This window comes from Bacteroides finegoldii DSM 17565 (assembly GCF_000156195.1).
Classification (GTDB): domain Bacteria; phylum Bacteroidota; class Bacteroidia; order Bacteroidales; family Bacteroidaceae; genus Bacteroides; species Bacteroides finegoldii.
Genome location: NZ_GG688319.1, coordinates 191,054 through 204,953, shown reverse-complemented (window position 1 = coordinate 204,953; position 13,900 = coordinate 191,054). Strand labels below are relative to the sequence as shown.

Here is a 13,900-nt window from a genome sequence, read left to right as displayed (position 1 = left end):
CTCCGGACGTGGAAGCGGCCGGAGTTTCCGTTTGTATTATTCAACCTGTCAGTTCCCCAATGTGAGTATCACGTCATCCTGACTTTTAAACAACTCAGACAAACTTTCGTATGTGCAAAGGTAAACCTTGCCGTTCAGTTCGTAATGGAACTGTACCGGATTGGTGTACCAGTCGAAGGTGTACTCCTTGCGCAGACGCAGTTCGTACCGACCATCGGCAGTCACGGTGACGGCACCGATACGGCTGCTGTTGCTGACACGCTCGAACGCGACAAACGCACTGGAAGGGATCGGTTGCAGGCTGCCGGATTCATCTTCGTAGTAGATGTTCCCGCCCATCGACTTGTTCGTCACGCGGAAGGTCTTGGAGTAGAACACGACCTTTTCCTCGTTGGAAGAGATGACGATGTCGCCCGCGCTCACGATGCTCTTCGTGGTGAAGTGCAAAGTCTTGCGCTCTCCAGTCTGGTTCACGTTTGCATTAGGGGTATTGTCCTTATTGACGACATTCGAACCCGGGAAATAACTCCGTTCCGTCTCGCGGTCGGCATCCACCTTATAGACAAAGCGTCCCGGACTTGCCTCGTAGAGTTTGCTCGCTTTGAGATCGGAATTGTCACCCAATTTCAGCATGGGGGCGTCGATATAGATTTCGAACTCCTCGCCGAACGGGTCCACGGACTTGTCGTCCGAACCGGCGAAACTGGTTATGTCGATGGCGATGTCCACCGGTTTACCGGGTTCGTAGGTCCATTTCAACGGCGTGAGAAGTTCGGGGACATCCGCATTCGGATTCGTCACACGGTCCGGTTCTTTTCCTTGCTCACTTCCATTGTCATATTTCAGCCTTGCCCCGAAGCGGAACGGGTTGTAATTTGCCAGCTCGAAGGTGACACTGCGGTAGGAATTGCCACCATATTCATTATTAACGCCATTATTATCTTCTGGTAACACCGCATTGGTTCCATTTATGTTAGAAGCTATGCGTATGACCTCTGCGCTCTTGGGTCGGTTGGATTTCATATGGATTGAATACTTTCCCGTACCCTGAGGAGGGTTATCAATTATTTCCTGTCTCGGCTTGAACATCAGCATGCGTCCTCCGCTGGGGTTGTTGGTTTGCCACCACGATTGCGATGCTTCGGGATAGAATGTACAGTCGAACGCATCTACACCGGCCTGGCCTGTTTCATTATCTTCATAATAATCCAGATACCGCGAATAGAGCAGGAACTCATCCTTTTCTCCTGCATTGAATGGATCTCCTTTTTGGTGATCTTCCAAATCATCACCTGTTTTTTCCCGTAACTGCAAATCAAACTGTATGTTGGCATGTCTTTTCTGCGGCACCAGACGGTAAAGAATCAATTCATCATCGGGGTAACCCTCGATACCACCGCCCTGAGCATTGTAGGCTTTCAGCCCTTCCACCGTAATAGATTTCCGGGTTCCCAAGTAGGTGAATGCCCGTGTCATGGTTTCGAAGTGTTCCGCCTCGATATAGAGTTGACCCTGATAGCCCTCATTTTGAGACAGAATATTATGGAAATAAACACGCTGTACCCCGGGATGTTCTACGATGTAGAGATACTTGTAGTCCGGTTCCGGAGTGATGTCTCCGCTGCTGTACCAGTCTTTCTCGCCATCACGGACCACGGTAAGAGCCATGCCCGATTCCGGACGGATGTCAAGCCCGCCGACGGATATGTAAACCTTCAGCGGGAAGAGTTCCGCCGGGGCGGTCTCGGGGACGGTAAACATCACCGTCACGTGTGAGCGGTCCTTAGTCGGGTCTGACTGATCTATTCCGCCATAAATTTGTGTGCCCACCCACGAGGGGGCGAACGACTGTTCCTTCACCAGGATGACCTTTATCTTACGCTGCAACCGTCCGTGCTTCACGAGCAGGGTACCTTCCAGTTTTTCGTTGGCACCCATTGAAAGCAGATTAATAATAATCGTGCCTCTGCCTACGCCATCGTCGCCAATTTTAAAAGTATTTGCAATTCCCTGCTGAGCCACGAGGTTGTCTATCCATGTCACATCCGCCTTGTCAGCTTCTGTTATTATTTTTCCGTCTTTGCCTTTGACGGTATATGAAAGCGTATATGCACTGCCGGCAAGCTCCGAGCCAAGCACGTAGTCGGTCTGTTCGACCGTGAGGATATATTCGCTGTCCTCCACCTCGTTCACGCGATCGGAAATGGAGATCCACACGTTGTTCGTGGCAGCCGCCTCCAACGCTTCGGCAAAAGTAATCTGCCCGAAAGAGAGTCTACCCGTAATATTCAACTGGTAATCATGGTTCCGCCTGATGAGTATCTGGTCTCCTTCCTCATCCACCAGCATCACGCGGTAATAGCGGTCTTCCGTATTTCCCGCATTGCGTCCATACAAGACGATGCTGACCGGATCGTCTGCGCTGTTCTCACTCTCGAAAATATACTGTCCCATATTCGTGGTCACGTCCGTCACGTCGCTCAACTTGGCATCATTGGCAGGAATCGTGACGAAATCATCGTTCAGCCAGTCGGTTTCGGTGAAATTGAATCCTTTTTCAGGATGGTACGGAGCTACCGTACCGAACGCATTCGTATTATAGACCGCAAAGCCTTTCACTGTAAAATAGCCATTGTCTTCAGGGGCATTGACAGATACCTTGGCATGGTTGCGGAGCATTGTTATGCTGTTCCCTTTACCGCTCATCTGTTGGGCGATGGTCTGTTTCTTCAACTCATCGGTGGAATTGTCACAGGCGAAACGCGCCCAGTAGATCATGCGTCCGGACGAGCCTTCGAGCAATGCCATCACTTCCGCTTCCGACTTGCTGCGGAACTGGTCCTGCTCGAAATCCGTCATCACCTGATTGGCGAGGAAATGCACGGTCCGGGTGCTCTCGGGCACTTGGGCCTGAAACGTACCATTGCTAACATCCGTAGAAATGACCTCTGCCGTTACGGTCGTAATAAAGAGTCCGTAACTGTCGAAACAGAACAGCGTCATGTCCTGCACGCCGCCACCATCGGGGTCCACCGCACGGGTGGCCACCTTCTCCATGGCCGGAACATCTGCGCTGAACTGGAGCGCCACATAGCCTTCGCGGGCTGCGGGTGACGGGTCGAACCACTCGTCCTCCCGGCAGGAGACCGACAGTACCGCTATGGCGGCCAAAGTCATGATCGCATGTATCCATCTTTGTATCATATTCTTATCCATATAAGTCCTCCTTTCTATTTACCGGTTTTCTTATCGTAGGCATCGCGTATGCAGCGAATAGCCCGGTCACTGGGGGATGATACTCCGGGTTTTGTTACAAGTCCGGAGGCGCTCCAATATCGGTCACCTGCAAGCACCTCGTCCATCACATCTGAAGCATTCTGGTATTTATAAATGATATTTATCTCCTCCCTTGTAGGCAAGCGCCAGTCATCATATACCGTTCCGTCTCGAGCCACCTCCACATATTGTTTGCAATGATCTGCAACAGCATCAAGTTCATCCTGAGCATTTTCATTTGAAATCCCAACTACAGCTCCCAACTGTGAGGCAAGCATGAATGACGGTGATACCAATACGGCATTGTCTGCACCGGGGTCAGTCTTGCCGTCGGTAATACGGGGGCGTCCCAAAGTGTATTCGCTTGAGGTGGCCGTAATGGTCACATGGTACATGCGGTGATTATTCAGATCAACAGATGCGGTTGATTCATTGTAAGTATATGTATAAGGGCGGTATCTGCTTCGAGTTTCTTTCCAACGTGCATATTCGATATCGGATAAACCGGTAGTATTATCATATGAATCCACAACTTTAGAACTAAAGAATCCGATGCCGTCCTTGCTGTAATTCCACCTATTATTCGAAGTGCTCCAAGAACACCCGCATATCCAAGCATTATCATTGTCATAGGGGACTTGTGCAGAACTATATTGTTGTCCCTTGTTTATTGCCTTTCCTGCCAACCGTTCCCAAGTAGTGACACCACGGGTTCCGTCTGAAGCAGTACTCACAAAATCATCGCGATAGGAATAATATCCTTCCACATTCGTGATATAGGTCAGCGGATACTGCGCCACCTTCACTTGACGCTTGATGCCTTCCTCGTTTTTAACTGTAAACTCGATATATCTCACGGCGTTGTTTCCGGGTACGGTGCCATAGACATCAATTTTGCCGGTGATGTTTTTATCCGGCGTAATCCGGATTGTACATTCGTTTTTCCAGTTAGGTTGATAGCTACTACCAGTATTTTCGCCCCATACGTCCGGTTCTTGTCTTTCATTGATGATTTCCAAGTCCTTCTCCTGTCCGAACTTGTCGATATAATAGACTCTGTCAATAGTGGCTGTTACAGCCGATGAAGAGGCAAACTCCAGCGTCGTATTATCGTCGTCCATGTTGTGCATCTCTATCTCGTACTCGTTCAGCGTAAGATATGCCGGACGCTCGTCCTCGCCACCGACATTTACCTGCTTATTCTCCCAATCGTACACAGAATAGACTATGCCTGTCAAAGGAACCGGTTCCGACGGGTCGCTGCCTCCCGGGGCATCAACCGTCACCGTGACTTCATAGCAGGTGTTACGGTTCAGCATCTTGCTCTTGCTGACCGGAATCTGGTAATAGCTGCTCGGCAGGTATTCCTGCGCTTTTCCGGTAGGTTTACCTGCTGCATCACGGGGGGTATTGTACATCGGAATGTTTACGATGAGACGCACCTCCTTCTCCAGTGTAGAAGCATTTACCCACGTATGCGCATAGGCATACGCCGTCACGGTAATCAAATCCGGAGTCCAATCAAAATAATTGCCGCCGAATAAATCGGGGGTTCTCAGCTTGGCAGTTTCCGCATCCATATTGTTGGGAAGTAACACGGAGGTGGAGTATGGCATGTTACGCAGGTAGTATCCCGGATTAGTAGTGATAGTGGCATCCGGTCCGTTATTATCAAATCTCACGTGCTCGCCGCTGCTTATCTTAACCACAATCTTGGCTGCGGCACGGCGCAGTGTCACCTGCAACTCCGTATCGTCAGCCCTTTCTCCGTTGTTCAGCTCGACGGCCGCAGCCGTTTCAGGTTCTGATTCCCCTTTCGGGTAGGCTATGCCGTCCATCAGGAATGTCTTCGGTGCATCGGTAACGTCCAGTCCGGTCACGTGGATACGTTCGTCTTCCTGCGTCATTCCCCGGAGTTGGATCAAATCGAAGTCTTCGGCATCGAACACATCTACCTCCGCCGTGCTGTTGGCTATCAGATATACCCAGTATGCCTCATTGGGGACGAAATCGCTTCTCTTGGCCGCCAAGGTGATTTTACCGCTGCCGCCCGCACTGCCACTTACCCGTTCGTGCCATTTTTTATTTCCGTTCTCCTCAAAAATCAGCACGTCGAGATGGCTGACTGTCACTTCCGCACCTGTGGCTTGGACGGTGGCGCGGCTCACGGGCAGCGATGCGGAGGCGAGGTCGAGTATGATACTGTTTCCGTCTCCTCCCGCCCCGGTAACATGCAGTGTGTCATACTTGTCGCAGGCGGTAAAACCCACTGCCGCCAGACAACAGAAAACAATATGATATAATAGCTGTTTCATAGCTCATCAATTTTGAGTTTGAGGTACTTCTACTTGTCGGATCACAATCGTCTCGGCAAGCGTGCTGCCTTCCCATTTTAGGTTGCCGGTCAGCCCGTTAATCAGCAGCATGGAGGTTTCGTCATCACCAAGCCAACTCGGCCTATAACTGATACCCAGACTTACGGTTTCACCTACATTCTCGGCTGACAATGCCCTGACCCGTATTTCATAAGCCTCCGGGGAAGCCACCCACATGTCGGCATCTGTAATCTCCGTCTCGTTCTGGTAAACCGATACCTCGAATTTTCCGGGATTGTCGAGCAGCGTGGGAGTCCACTTCTGTCCGGTGGGAGCTGTCATCTTGAAGCTGAACGAGTAACTTCCGAGCGCGGAAGTCTTATCCGGATTATAATAAACTTCCGGTTGGGGATATTTACCTCCTTCGGGAAGCGAAGAGCCCACCCACGGTGCGATCGGATTGTCGTAACTCGGATAGTTAAATTCAATCGGGTATGTTTCGCCCTCCCAGTCTGCCACCGTGTATTCCACGGTTATTTTGCCGTCGTTGTGCATCAGGCAGCATACCGTGTAATAGTGGTTCCTCTCAATCGGGGGCAGGTAAACCAGCCCGGTGCGTGCAGCTCCGTCGTACTCGTATTCAATTTGAAGGACGTTGCCTTTCTCATCGCCCGGGACGTTCCAAGTGTTGCTGCCCCACGGGTTTTCAAACGGATAGTAAGGTGCGTTCAGCACGGGGGTATAGTTTTTCGGATCCTTCCGCTGCTCGTCGGTGATGTTGTTAGCCAACTCGGCAGTTACCGCATCCCCGACCACTTTCAACTCAAAGTCTCCGACGATGCTCGTTATGTTCTTCAGCGTTTCATCGGTCTGCGGCATGAGGTAGTTGCGTGTAAGCGTACCGGAAGACAGCATGGTCAGTCCCGTTATCCGCAACTCGCCGGTCTCACCTCGCGGCTTGGCGGCAAATACGCCGAGTTTCCCCATGGGGCGTTGCAGCTCGAACTTGATGTCGGACTCAATCAGGGTATGTCCGGCATGATTAGGATCAGTCGGGGTTTTATCGCTTACTTTCGTGAAGTCGAGTGTTGCCGACAGTTTACAGAACATCGGCAGGCCGTAGGTTGTTATGTCCCGCAATTCAGTGAACCAGAAGTCGTTCAACTGGTTTTCCGATGTTGTCTCAGACAACGATGCGGGGGCCCCCGAACCTTGAGTCCGCATGGCCCCTTCGTTTGCCACGACGTAAAAGTCCATCTGCTGCGTGGTAGTCGAATAGAAAGTGAGATCCATGAAGAACGTGTGCGGAAGGTCTGTCACGTTGTTTGTAAAGTAATGACCCGCAGGCCGACCGCCCATGAAAGCATAGACACGAAGCGTATGGATGGCAGACTCTGCACCGGCAGGCGTGCCGTCGGTTTCGCTGACGGCGCGTGTCCCCACGTTGAGCCGCACCGCCACGTCGTGCCGTTCGCCGAGCGAGGCGGCATCTTCCTTGACACACCCGAAAGGCAACAAGCCACAGCATACCGCTGTAACCGCCCAATATAATATTTTTCTTGTATTCAGCATATTCTTTTCGGTTCGGTCTTAAAACTCAGGTTTCACTTGTTCGATGTACCATTCGGGTACGCTTACCGTGATTTCTCCCGACTTGAACTCGAAGCGTATCGGGATGAGCACTTCGTGTTTGGAACAGTCGATAACGGGATTGTCGGCAAGGAACTTGGCGAGATTGACTTCGGCCAGTGTCTCCCCGTCAAGGGCGGCGCTCAGGCGGACGTTCACGTTCTCGTGATCCTTGTGACGCATTATATTGGTACGGGCCGTGAGCAACGCTTTCCCGGCCTCGTATTCGGTTTCAAGCAAATAGTCGGTCGCTTCCCCGCAGGCCCGGTTCTCGAAATCGGTACAGGGCGAGACTCCGCATATCTCAAGCACAGGCATCGAGCCTGCGCGGTTTCCCGTGACGGGAACTCCGGCCACTTCCACCAACAGATCGTAGTGAGAGCTGGCGAACTCTATGATTTTGGTCTGGTCCTCCCCCTTGTGGGCGCTGTACGGCAGCACGGTATAGGAGGTGGAGGCATAATAAAGCGAATCATTGCCGGCAACCTGTTTCTCGTCGAAATAATCCCCGGCGGCAAAGAGCATCCGGTCGTAGTCGCCCGTGGCGATGCCATCGACCTTCGTGTGGTGGGTGTTCCCCAAGCAGACAATCCGGTAATCACCGTCAGCGAGCGGGGGAAGCGTAGCCGTGCGGCCCTTAACTTGTTCCTCTGGTAAGATACTCGAATTGACGCATCGATTCTCTGCATCGAATACGAACATTTCCACCCGGCAAATCTTGTCGGGGAATATCTCCGTGGTGCCGTCGCCCTTGTAACTGAGCAACAACTTGTTCGTGCTCAGGCAGTCGTCCAGATCCTCACGGATGCAGGATGTGGCGGCTCCGGCGAGCAACGTCAGGCAGAAAACAATATTCGTCAATTTCATATATATATGTGATTGAAGTGTTAAAGGATACAGAGGGCGGAACTTTCGCCCTCTGTATCGGGTTATCAATTATTAAAATTCAGGAGTGACGGGAACTACATCCCAGCTCATGACGTCAACAGTTACCTCCACACATTTTTGAGGATTATCCAAGTCTTCATCATCAAATTCAAAGTTCATGACGTAAATCTTGGCGAAATCTGCTGTAACAGCCGGATTGAATGTACTGGTAGCCAGGTAAAGAGGTTCCTTAGTTCCATCAGACTTTGTACCGATCAATTTTACAAGTACCTGAGGATGGTAGGTGGTGCCAATCGCATCATCTTTAGGGAAGAAGTGATATGCAGGACGGACATTTCCTTCTGTGTAAGCATGCTCATACTGTGCAGCTACATCCAATGTAATTACTTGCAATTTGGTTGCAGGATCTGCAGATTCGTCAGCACTGAACACGTCGCTATACCATACGGGGTTTGTTGCGCCTGCTTGGGCAGCTTCTTCGAAAATACCGAACACAGAAGCTGCTGTGATTTCTTCCTTGGATACGGTACTGGCTGTTCCAACTTGAAAATCAGCTGTTGTAAAATAGTTGTTCAACATAACCTGTTGAACCTCAATGCTCGTATACTTACGTGGGGTGCCTTCAGCAATAGCATTATACTTGAATGCGCCGATTTCGATTCTGGATACACGCGGTTCAAGCACCACATTCGCTTTGTAAAGCGGGTGTCCTAAATCGTCTTGCCCCTCCACAGAAGTCAATTCAACTTCTTTGTAAAGGTCAAGTTTTTGCGGATCTTGCTGCTCGGCGATTGCCAGTTCTTTTTGTAAATCTGCATAAGTAGTAGCTTCAGTTATTTCACTACCGTTGTTACCTACAACGATTACCTTGTTCACCTCGGCAGGTAAAAAATGGAATACCCGATCGTCACGACTGTCAAAATCGCCTTTAGTGGAAAAGTAGTGGACTGCCTCAGTTCCGCTTACTGTCTTTCCTTTATACAGGGTCGTTCCGTTTGTAAAGAATACCTGTAAATCTGCCAAAGAAACCTTTGAGTCGTCTTTTATCGCTTGACCGGCACCTCTGGTTGAGATCACATTGGACAGGTTGATGCTCACACTCTTGGGAGTGTTGTCCAGCTGTCCCATTTCATTGTCGTTGTTGTCACATGCAACAAACGTCATTGACGCTGCTAAAGCTGTCAATAAAAAACTCTTGACTTTCATCTTTTTGTTGTTTAAAAAATTAATAAAATGGTTTTTATAACTTCTCGCTTATGGTTTTCGTCTATAACTGGTCGATGACCTGCCGCACCTCTTCGAGGTTGTGCCGGGCCGTCTCGGAGCCGGCCTCCGCGGCACGCCGGAAAGCGTCTTCGGCCTTGTCATACTGTCCCGCTCCGGCGTATGCCACGCCGAGCGTAGTCAGCAGTTCGGCAGATTTCGCGGTGACTTCCGACTTTTCGAGCAGTTCCACTGCCTTGGCGTACTCCTTACGTGAGATGGCGTTCACGGCATTCTCGTTGAGCGCGGCGGGCGAAGCGGGGAAATAGCGTACCGCGGTGGCCATCACCTTGTCGTACCCGGGCGTGCCTTTCCCGTAGGAGCCGGCCACCTTGTACATTTCCGACAGGCTCAGGAGGTCGGGACGCTCATCGACCATGCGGCGTGCCTCTTCGAGGTTGAAGTTGCGCACGTTGTACTCGATGCGGTACTCATTGCGGCGCAACGCGGGGTATATCTCGGTGAGCAGCCTGTGGTAAATGGTTGGCGGCACGAGTTTCTGGAGCTGCAACTCGCAGAAGTCCCGTTCGTCGGGATAGCGTTCGATGACCTCATACACCTCGTCGCGCTTGAGCAGGTTCGGGAAGTCGCCGAGCGCACGGATGAAGCCTTCCCAGTCCTCGCCCTTCCAGTCCACGTGGAGCATGTCGGGCGATATGGCATCGTGGCGGCGGATATAGTCGGCCAGTGCCTTGGCGCGGTTCTCGGAGAGGGTCATGTTATGCGCCATGCTGCCCTCGGGAGAGGCGTAACCGGTGATGTAGATACCGATAATCCTGACGTCGGCATTCTTCTTTACCAGTTCGATGGAGTTGGAAACGGTGTCCAGTTCGGCACGGTTGTCCTTGAACCCGGGCAGGATATTGTAGCTGTCCTGCCGGAACTGCAACCGCGCGGTACGGGTCTCGGCACGCACCTTCACCGGTTCGGGTTCCGGGGCTATGGAATCGAGACGGTAATCGGGGATAAAGGTGGGCAGGATGCCGCTCCACAGGCCTTGTTCGGCCTTACCCTCGCCGCAGTTGGTGCAGCCGTGTACCTCCTCGCGGAGCTCGACCCGCCCGTCGAGCATCCACCGCTCGTAGGGCACGGCAGCCGCGTAGTCGTATTGTTGGTTCTTGCTGCCGTGGCGTATGATTACCTGTGACGAATCGTCGTGAAAAGGCGGGAGTTCCACGCTTTCGAGGCGTTGCGCCCTCAGATAGACCTTGTGGCGGGTCTTGCCGTCGATGACAATCGGGGGAAAGGCTATCTCCCGGTTTCCGTCCGCCGACACGAGCACGGGCGTCAGCGCCACGGTGTGCTGCGTGCGGATTTTGGCCTTGCTCAAATCCACGGACATCGTCAGCTCGACCGTGCGGCCCTGCTTGACGACACCTCCCTGACGGATTCCGATCGAGGGCAGGTAACTGGTTTCGTTCTCGGCATGTAGCATCACGGGACTACCTGCCAATATCAGCAATAGTATGATATATAAGCGTCTCATAGTCATTTCCTTGTTATTTGATTATGTATATCAGGGAGATACCCGCCTTGGTCGGGCCGAAGTAGTGTTTGTCCTGACTGCCCTTGAACTTGCCGCAGGTGGCGCACTCGTACTTGTCGTAATTCGTGTAGATGTAGCCCAGGCCGATCGTGGCTTCGAGGTTCCAACGCTTGCCCAGAATCCAGGAGTATCCGTATGAAAGCCCGACACCCGTGGCCCATCCCTGGTAGCGGTGGTCCTTGGTGGATTTGCTCTGGAAAGGGATTCTCACGCCGCTGATGTTGTAGAAGGCGTAGCCGCTGTGCAGACCGAAGAAGTGGCCATTATAGCGTTCACAGAGCCAGTAGCGGAACTCCGGCATGACCAGCCAGTGCTTGATTTTCTTGTTCTTGTCCTTATTCAGCGTCCACGGGTTGTAGGCACCCGTGAGGTCGAGGGTCGTGCGTTGACCCAACCCGAATTCCAGGCTCAAGTTGGGCGTTGTGGTTGACCAATACAATAGATTGGTCTTTGCTGCTATATCCTGCGCGTTGGCGGTGCCTGTACACCAACAAACGGCAAGGAAAACACCGAGGATCAATTTTTTCATATTTTCCTTCTTCTTGTTATCTCATTTGAACCGGCAAGACCGGCACTTCGTTATCAATCATGGGGACTGTGGTCCCGTGGTTTTTTCCATTTTTTAGAGGGGAATACCCCACACCCGTTCTATATTTCTCTCTTTAAGAGAAATACAAAAAGGTTGATTCGGATGATAATTAACTGATATTCAGTCAATAATCGTTTCAAGAAGAAAGGCGAAAGCTCAATGCTTGTTGTGGAAAAGAGATAAGATGCAAATAACTGAAAAAAAAACATGGCTGATTTTATAGCCGTTTGAGGGATTTTTCGTACCTTTGGAGCGTAGTTAATTCTCTTAAAGAGAGAAATGTTTTTTCGCTCAACACTTTTCATGTCATTCAAGAGTCGTTTGCACTTTTTATTTCTTTCCATATTGCCTGCCTTTTTCTTTTAGCCAGTCATGACAAAGACTCTTTTTAACGGTTGTCTGTTCCAACTATTCGTCTTTGCCGATCAACCTGTCGCATTTCTCTTTTGAAGAGAAATTTATTTATCCAATCATCTATATATCAGTGATGTACGCTGAAAATAGCGTTAATTGGCTCAACATATTCTTCTTGTCGCACAACTTTTTTTGCACGACAAGGCAATTATTCCGGCTGCTTTCATTGTCATTTTCAATGATTTTCGTATTTTTGCAGTTGTTTAGTACTTCTCTTCAAAAGAAATCATCCGATTTTTTTGTATGTATCTATCGCTTAACGGTGTAAAAAATATGCGGGTGGGATTTGTCCGCCATCCGGTGACATCATACGTCCCCATGCACAACATGGGTCTGTCCGGGGCGTGTTATAACGGGATGCCGCGCTTCCGGCGCAACCGGTCGTAAACGAAAACACCGCCGATACGGATGTACGGGCGGTGCAAATGGCTGAAACCTATATGTCAGGCAGGCTGTCCTTTCAGCAATATGTCGCGTTGCTGCTGACAGAACTCGTCGTATTCGGCTTTGTCGGTGCCGCTCTCGATAGCCCGGTCAATGACATCACCCAGCTCATCGAAACAGACTTCCTCATGGACGCATTTCGTACCTGCTTCGTCCTGAAGATAGACTTCGTAATAGTCCGATCCGTTGAGTGCCACGATGACACATCCGGTGTGCAGGCGTCCGTTCACCTTTATCCGGAGCGCCGGCATATCCCTGTATATGATGGCGGCAAATTTCTCAATCCCCCACGACATGAGGACGGACATGGGTGTCAGTGATACCAACTGCTGTTGGGCGGTCTGTGCGATTCGCAATACATATTCTATTTCCATAATTTTGATTTTTAGATGATTATTTACTTTTTTAACTAAACCATTCGGGGTTGTCCTTTTTGAGTTCGGCGACGAGTCCGGCATCGGGAAGCCGGAGGGTTTTCTTGTCCGTGAAAAAGAAAATCCCGTCGTAGATCCGTTCGGCTTCATCGTTGGCAAAACCTTCGTTGCAGTCATTGAAGCTGCCCGGCTGGAGGGCGTCAAGCAATTCGGTCGAACCGATTAGCAGTTCTTCGCCCTCGTTGGATTCCACCACACGGCAGGTGTATCCGATACCGTTGAACTGTACTTCCTGTGTTTTCATACGCTTGTTATCTTAATGGGATATTTTTACCGTTTTCCTTGAGGTATTCCATGATGCACCTTGCCTCCTCGTGCGATGCGCGGTTGCGGTCATCGTAACGGCGTGTCTCGTCCGCCATGACCTCGATACATGCCTTGACAAGCCGGTAGAGGCTCTGTTGCAGCGTGGGGTGCATATCGAGGATGGCGGCGGCGAACCGCTTGGAGTTGAAACTGAAATCGTTCACAGCCCTTTCCCAGTCTTTGGCGAGCTTGTACTCCTTGCTTTCCTTGATGTTGTCCATTGTCTTGAAATTTTAATGATTTGTTTTTCTTTCCCTCTGTTCGGTCTGTCTGCGACCACAGGGATTATTTTTCTGCTTTTGAAGGTGGCCGGGACAAGCGGACAAGGCTGGACGGAAAAATACGCTCGACAGCCGGAGAGGAAGATTTTTGCGGGCCACTCGCGGCGGCAGCCGGCATTGGCAGATCGGACCGGGCGGTTTACCTTTGCGGAAAAATGCAATCCCCCACAGGTCGCACAAGACGAACGGGCGGAACGGAAGCTATAAGAGGGATAAGAAGAAGATAGAAAGGGAGAACGGCACGCCCGTATGCCGCCGGAGTACGGGCAGTGCATACGGTATAAATGGACTGGCCGCCGGGAATGGCGGTGCCGTTATCTGTCAGATATACATTAGAGTTTATATTGAATAATTGATTAAAGCGTTCTTTGACTTATCTTTGTGGTCTAAACAGTTCAATTGATGTATTACGACAAGATTCGCCACCGCCATAGCCAGATACTTGCAGCAACAGGATTAACTCCTGTTGAATTTGACGCATTGCTGATAACCTTCAAGTACCATTGGGATGAGTA

The 13,900-nt window shown here is 50.8% G+C and carries 12 protein-coding genes; 1 reads left to right on the top strand and 11 read right to left on the bottom strand.

The genetic code is table 11. The features are described from left to right. Positions 1-48: 48 nt before the first annotated feature. The 11 genes from BACFIN_RS14880 to BACFIN_RS14930 all read right to left on the bottom strand — a co-directional run bounded on the left by BACFIN_RS14880 (position 49) and on the right by BACFIN_RS14930 (position 13,325). A complete protein-coding gene (locus tag BACFIN_RS14880) occupies positions 49-3,216 on the bottom strand; it encodes a hypothetical protein (RefSeq protein WP_007750267.1) in 3,168 nt (1,055 codons plus the stop codon). 14 nt (positions 3,217-3,230) lie between these two features. Beyond that, a complete protein-coding gene (gene fimD, locus BACFIN_RS14885) occupies positions 3,231-5,591 on the bottom strand; it encodes a fimbrial tip adhesin FimD (RefSeq protein ID WP_007750265.1) in 2,361 nt (786 codons plus the stop codon). Positions 5,592-5,597: 6 nt separating this feature from the next. Further along, positions 5,598-7,163 carry a fimbrial protein gene (locus BACFIN_RS14890; RefSeq protein WP_007750263.1) on the bottom strand — a complete coding sequence of 522 codons (1,566 nt, stop codon included), beginning with the start codon at positions 7,161-7,163 and terminating at the stop codon, positions 5,598-5,600. A gap of 18 nt (positions 7,164-7,181) precedes the next feature. Beyond that, positions 7,182-8,087, bottom strand: coding sequence for a FimB/Mfa2 family fimbrial subunit (locus BACFIN_RS14895; RefSeq protein ID WP_007750260.1), 906 nt, complete (start codon positions 8,085-8,087; stop codon positions 7,182-7,184). Between the two features lie 72 nt (positions 8,088-8,159). After that, complete coding sequence (locus BACFIN_RS14900; protein ID WP_007750254.1) at positions 8,160-9,314, bottom strand: hypothetical protein; 1,155 nt, start codon at positions 9,312-9,314, stop codon at positions 8,160-8,162. Positions 9,315-9,375: 61 nt separating this feature from the next. Beyond that, positions 9,376-10,857, bottom strand: a complete 1,482-nt coding sequence (locus tag BACFIN_RS14905; RefSeq protein ID WP_007750251.1) for a DUF3868 domain-containing protein — start codon at positions 10,855-10,857, stop codon at positions 9,376-9,378. Positions 10,858-10,870: 13 nt separating this feature from the next. Further along, positions 10,871-11,446: a DUF3575 domain-containing protein gene (locus tag BACFIN_RS14910; protein ID WP_007750248.1), complete on the bottom strand. Its 576-nt coding sequence runs from the start codon at positions 11,444-11,446 to the stop codon at positions 10,871-10,873. Between the two features lie 119 nt (positions 11,447-11,565). Beyond that, entirely contained in the window at positions 11,566-11,850 is a 285-nt protein-coding gene (locus tag BACFIN_RS14915) for a hypothetical protein (protein ID WP_007750245.1), read from the bottom strand. Between the two features lie 513 nt (positions 11,851-12,363). Further along, the gene (locus BACFIN_RS14920; RefSeq protein WP_007750238.1) at positions 12,364-12,738 is read right to left on the bottom strand and encodes a hypothetical protein; all 375 of its coding nucleotides are present in this window, start codon (positions 12,736-12,738) and stop codon (positions 12,364-12,366) included. Positions 12,739-12,769: 31 nt separating this feature from the next. Further along, a complete protein-coding gene (locus BACFIN_RS14925) occupies positions 12,770-13,042 on the bottom strand; it encodes a hypothetical protein (protein ID WP_007750236.1) in 273 nt (90 codons plus the stop codon). Between the two features lie 7 nt (positions 13,043-13,049). Then, positions 13,050-13,325 carry a hypothetical protein gene (locus BACFIN_RS14930; RefSeq protein WP_007750233.1) on the bottom strand — a complete coding sequence of 92 codons (276 nt, stop codon included), beginning with the start codon at positions 13,323-13,325 and terminating at the stop codon, positions 13,050-13,052. A 148-nt stretch (positions 13,326-13,473) separates the two neighbouring features. Here BACFIN_RS14930 and BACFIN_RS22560 point away from each other — a divergent pair, with 148 nt between their 5' ends. Continuing rightward, entirely contained in the window at positions 13,474-13,737 is a 264-nt protein-coding gene (locus BACFIN_RS22560; RefSeq protein ID WP_032839337.1) for a hypothetical protein, read from the top strand. Positions 13,738-13,900: the final 163 nt, after the last annotated feature.

Bases quoted from the DNA above. Each gene is read 5' to 3' on its own strand.
- BACFIN_RS14910 (WP_007750248.1), bottom strand. From the start codon at position 11,446: ATGAAAAAATTGATCCTCGGTGTTTTCCTTGCCGTTTGTTGGTGTACA.
- fimD (WP_007750265.1), bottom strand. From the start codon at position 5,591: ATGAAACAGCTATTATATCATATTGTTTTCTGTTGTCTGGCGGCAGTG.
- BACFIN_RS14920 (WP_007750238.1), bottom strand. From the start codon at position 12,738: ATGGAAATAGAATATGTATTGCGAATCGCACAGACCGCCCAACAGCAG.
- BACFIN_RS14930 (WP_007750233.1), bottom strand. From the start codon at position 13,325: ATGGACAACATCAAGGAAAGCAAGGAGTACAAGCTCGCCAAAGACTGG.
- BACFIN_RS14905 (WP_007750251.1), bottom strand. From the start codon at position 10,857: ATGAGACGCTTATATATCATACTATTGCTGATATTGGCAGGTAGTCCC.
- BACFIN_RS14900 (WP_007750254.1), bottom strand. From the start codon at position 9,314: ATGAAAGTCAAGAGTTTTTTATTGACAGCTTTAGCAGCGTCAATGACG.
- BACFIN_RS14890 (WP_007750263.1), bottom strand. From the start codon at position 7,163: ATGCTGAATACAAGAAAAATATTATATTGGGCGGTTACAGCGGTATGC.
- BACFIN_RS14925 (WP_007750236.1), bottom strand. From the start codon at position 13,042: ATGAAAACACAGGAAGTACAGTTCAACGGTATCGGATACACCTGCCGT.
- BACFIN_RS14895 (WP_007750260.1), bottom strand. From the start codon at position 8,087: ATGAAATTGACGAATATTGTTTTCTGCCTGACGTTGCTCGCCGGAGCC.
- BACFIN_RS14915 (WP_007750245.1), bottom strand. From the start codon at position 11,850: ATGGAAAGAAATAAAAAGTGCAAACGACTCTTGAATGACATGAAAAGT.
- BACFIN_RS14880 (WP_007750267.1), bottom strand. From the start codon at position 3,216: ATGGATAAGAATATGATACAAAGATGGATACATGCGATCATGACTTTG.